Consider the following 3,866-nt stretch of genomic DNA (forward strand, 5'->3'; position numbering starts at 1 on the left):
CGGGTGACCGGGTGCGCTCCCTGGTGTGCACGTGTACAATGTCCTGCTGTGGGGGCGGGGGGGGGCGGTGCGGACCCCGCCGGCACCCGCGCTCGTCGCTACACCTGCACGAAGACGCTGTTCGCGGCGAAGGTGACGGACGGGTTGCTGCTGTTGCCCTCGATCGGGAACGGGCGACCGGTGCAGTCGTCGCTCGCGAACAGCGACGCCGTCTTCGACGACGTGTTGACGGTCGAGCGGATGCGGTTGCCCCAGCCGTGCTCGACCAGGTCCACGCACACGCCCTGGTGCGGCGGCAGCGGGGCGACGGTGAACCGCGCGCCCCCGAAGTTCGCCTGCTCCCACGCGCACAGCGTGTTGGTGAACTCGCAGGTGCCCGCGGCGCTCGCGGCGGGCGCCTGCACCACGAGGGCGGCCAGCAGGCCACCGACGAAACCCAGCGCCCCAACGGTTTTCCGGTACACGGCGAACGTTCCCCTAACGTCGCTTGCCACGGACCACGGCGGTTCGTGGCTCCTCGACCATTGAAGCGCAGCCGTGGTCAATGATCAACGAACGGCATTCGGGGTGCCCCCGCTCAACCCCCGGTTACCGAGGTCAGGTAGCGGTCGGCCAGTTCGGGGTCGTAGAACCACCCCTCCAGGTCCGAGGGGTCGGCGAAGCAGTTGACGAACCGGCGGGCCACCGCCGGGGACTCCAGCGCCGCGCCGAAGATGCGCATGACGTGGTCGGGCGGCGGTCGGAGCATCGCGTTGGTCCAGGACGTGGCGTGCCGCGCGTGCTCCCAGTACGCCTCGAACGCCCCGCGCATCCACTCCTCGTCGAACGGCCGGTCGCCGCGCGCCACGATGCTGTCCAAATAGGACGCCGCGCACCTGGCCGCGTTGTTGGAGCCCTGTCCGGTGATCGGGTCGTTGGCCACCACCACGTCCGCCATGCCCAGCACCCGGCCGCCGGACGGCAGGGTGGCCACCGGCTCGCGGACCACGGGCGCGTACGCCCCGACCAGGGTGGCGTGCGCGTCGGTCAGCTCGACCTCGCGGCAGCGCTCGTGCTCCCACGGCACGAACCGCCGCATCAGCGACAGGGTCCGGTCCAGGTGCTCGGCGGGTCCCGGCCGGTCGTCCCAGCAGTCCAGCGGGCCGCCCGGCAGGCCCTCGAAGAACAGGATGTCGCACGGCCCGCTGAGGGTGAACCCGGGTATGGCGAACAGCTCGCCCACGCCCGGCACGGCGTTGAACCGCACCGCGGGCACGTCCGGGTGCTCGGGCCGGGGCGCCATGCCGTGCACGTAGGCCACGGCCAGGACGCGTTGCGGCGTCCGGTACGGGGACCGCCCGGGGTCGCGGGTGAACGCCTCCACCAGCTCGCCCTTGCCCGCCGCGACCACGACGAGGTCGTACAGGGAGGTCAGCGCGTCCAGGTCGGAGGTGGTCACGCCGTGGTAGACGACCTTGCCGCCGCGGTCCTCCAGCAGCTCCAGCCACCCCGCCATCTTCACCCGCTGGTCGACCGACTGCGCGTGCTCGTCGAGCAGGCCCAGCCAGTTCAGGACCCGCCGGTGACCGCCGTCGTCGGCGGGCGCGCCCACCGACAGGCCCAGGCCCCCGATGCGGGGCGTCCGCTCCTCCCAGAGGTTCAGCTCCAGGTCGCGCTCGTGCCGGAGCGCCGGGCCGAACATGCACTGCGTGGACATCACCCGCCCGGCGCGGATCTCCTCCGGCGTGCGGGCCGACATGACCGTGACGTCGTAACCCCTGCCGACCAGCCCCAACGCCAGTTGTAAGCCTGCCTGGCCGGCACCGACGACGAGCACCTTCCGCATTTCCACCAACCTCTCCGCTCGCGGGGCGGTCCGCCGATCACACCGGGCCGCACGACGGGACGAACTGCATCGTGTACGACACCAGCTCGCGCAGGGCGCCGACGACCGAGGCCCGGTCGCGGGCGTCGCACGTGATCAGCGGGACGTCCGGTGAGATCGCCAGCGCGTCGCGGACCTCGTCCAGGTCGTGCGTCAGCAGGCCGTCGAACATGTTCACCGCGACCACGAACGGGATCTCGGAGTCGTTCTCGAAGTAGTTGATGGCCGCGAACGACTCCTCGACGCGACGGGTGTCCACCAGCACGACCGCGCCCAGCGCGCCGCGCGACAGGTCGTCCCACAGGAACCAGAACCGCGGCTGGCCCGGGGTGCCGAACAGGTAGAGCACCAGGTCGTCGGTCAGCGTGAGCCTGCCGAAGTCCATCGCCACCGTGGTCGTGGTCTTGTCGCCGCCCGGGTCGACCGGGTCCACGCCCTCGGCCGCCTCGGTCATCCACGCCTCGGTGTTGATCGGGGGCACCTCGGACACCGAGCCCACGAACGTCGTCTTGCCGACCCCGAAGCCACCGGCGACCACGATCTTCGCCGAGATCGTCAACGGCTCGGGGTCATACGTTCTTGAGCCCATTCAGGATCCTCTCCAGCAGGGGCAGGTCGTACTGGTACTCGTGACCCGTGGGGTGGACGTAGACGAGGTCCTGCGCGATCAGGTCGCTGAGCAGCACCCGGATCACGGCCAGCGGGATGTCCAGGTGCGCCGACAGCTCCGCCACCGAGGTGCGCTCCCGGGCGCGCTCGTAGAGCGCCTGGGACTCGGGCATCATCCGCGCGCAGGCCCGCGGGTCGTAGTTCGGCACCGACACCAGGGTCTCCACCAGCAGCAGGTGCCGGGGCCTGGTGCGGCCGCGGGTGATGGCGTACGGGCGGACCCTGGTGCTGCGCATCGCGCCGGGTGCGGGACGGGTGGCCACGACGATCGCCCTCCTCACGCGCCGGGGCGCCGTGCGGTCACCGTGCGCCGCATGTCGGCCCTCAGCTGCGGGGTCAGCGCGTGCCCGGTGTTGTCGACGAACTTGGTCATCTCGTAGCCGATGACCTTCATGTCGCACGAGGGCGAGGTCAGCACGCCGAGGCCGGCGCCCTCGCCGATGTCCATGAACAGGAAGTAGCCGCCGGTGAGCCGGACCAGGATCTGCTCGCAGCCGCCCTTGCCGAACACCGCCGCCGCGTTGCGGGCGAGGCTGAGCATGCCGCTGGAGATGGCCGCCAACTGCTCGGCCGCGTCCACGCCCACGGTGTCGGAGGCGATGAGCGGCAGGCCGTCGGAGGACAGGATCAACGCGTGCGTCACGCCGTGCACCCGGTCGACGAAGTCGTTGATCAGCCAGCTGAAGTCCGGCGCCGGGTCGGCGGCTCGGTGGTCAGTCGTCACTCGGGTGGTCCTCGTGGTCAGTCGTCGCTCGGGCGGCCCTCTCGGGGGCCGCCACGGGGATCGTCGGGCTTGGGGTCTTCGGGATCCGGGTGGTCGAGTTCGGGGAGGGTGCCGCGGGCCGCCCGCTCGCCGGCGTCGAAGTCCGCCAGGTCCGCGAAGAAGCCGTCGCCGGGGCCGTTCCCGGGTGGGTGCGGCGGCGCGACGATGCCGGCCGGGCTGTCGGGCACGCGCAGGCTGGTCGGCACCCGCCGGGGCAGTCCGCCGGGGGTCATCCCGCCCGTGCGCGGCCCGGCCGCAGGTGATCCGGCCGCACGCGGGCCCGCTGCGCGCGGTCCGGCTGCGCGCGGCCCGTCCGCGGTCAGGGTGCTCGTGCGGGGTCCGTCCGGTGTCGGGCCGCCCGTGCGGCGCGGCTCGTCGGGCCGGGCCCGGGGTCCGGCGGGCGCGCGTTCCGGGGGCGCGCCCTGGGTGGGCACGTCGGGTTCCGGCTGCCGCGCGAACGAGACCGGTGGCGCTTCGCGCACCAGCTCGGCGGGCAGCAGGACCGACGCGGTCGTGCCGTGCGGCGCGCGGCGGCCCAGCCACACGCGCACGCGGTGCTTGTCGGCCAGG

5 protein-coding genes and 1 pseudogene are annotated in these 3,866 nt (G+C 72.7%); all 6 read right to left on the reverse strand.

Annotated elements, in window-relative coordinates; all coding sequences use genetic code 11:
- Window positions 1–98: 98 nt before the first annotated feature.
- Entirely contained in the window at window positions 99–464 is a 366-nt protein-coding gene (locus tag ACFV4N_RS40985; protein ID WP_499678085.1) for a peptidase inhibitor family I36 protein, read from the reverse strand.
- A gap of 113 nt (window positions 465–577) precedes the next feature.
- Window positions 578–1,825 carry a styrene monooxygenase/indole monooxygenase family protein gene (locus ACFV4N_RS40990; RefSeq protein ID WP_499678086.1) on the reverse strand — a complete coding sequence of 416 codons (1,248 nt, stop codon included), beginning with the start codon at window positions 1,823–1,825 and terminating at the stop codon, window positions 578–580.
- A gap of 37 nt (window positions 1,826–1,862) precedes the next feature.
- A complete protein-coding gene (locus ACFV4N_RS40995; RefSeq protein ID WP_499678087.1) occupies window positions 1,863–2,453 on the reverse strand; it encodes a GTP-binding protein in 591 nt (196 codons plus the stop codon).
- Entirely contained in the window at window positions 2,434–2,769 is a 336-nt protein-coding gene (locus ACFV4N_RS41000; RefSeq protein WP_499678089.1) for a DUF742 domain-containing protein, read from the reverse strand. Before ACFV4N_RS41000 ends, ACFV4N_RS40995 begins: the two co-directional genes overlap by 20 nt.
- 41 nt (window positions 2,770–2,810) lie before the next feature.
- Window positions 2,811–3,257 (reverse strand): roadblock/LC7 domain-containing protein, encoded by a 447-nt coding sequence (locus ACFV4N_RS41005; protein ID WP_499678088.1) that lies wholly within the window; start codon window positions 3,255–3,257, stop codon window positions 2,811–2,813.
- Window positions 3,258–3,274: 17 nt separating this feature from the next.
- A pseudogene (locus ACFV4N_RS41010) lies at window positions 3,275–3,866 on the reverse strand (hypothetical protein); the annotation flags it as partial.

This window comes from Actinosynnema sp. NPDC059797 (assembly GCF_042732085.1).
Lineage (GTDB): Bacteria > Actinomycetota > Actinomycetes > Mycobacteriales > Pseudonocardiaceae > Actinosynnema.

What these genes read in the sequence shown, in the direction of transcription:
- ACFV4N_RS40995 (WP_499678087.1), bottom strand. Translation starts at nt 2,453, where the DNA reads ATGGGCTCAAGAACGTATGACCCCGAGCCGTTGACGATCTCGGCGAAG.
- ACFV4N_RS41000 (WP_499678089.1), bottom strand. Translation starts at nt 2,769, where the DNA reads ATGCGCAGCACCAGGGTCCGCCCGTACGCCATCACCCGCGGCCGCACC.
- ACFV4N_RS40990 (WP_499678086.1), bottom strand. Translation starts at nt 1,825, where the DNA reads ATGCGGAAGGTGCTCGTCGTCGGTGCCGGCCAGGCAGGCTTACAACTG.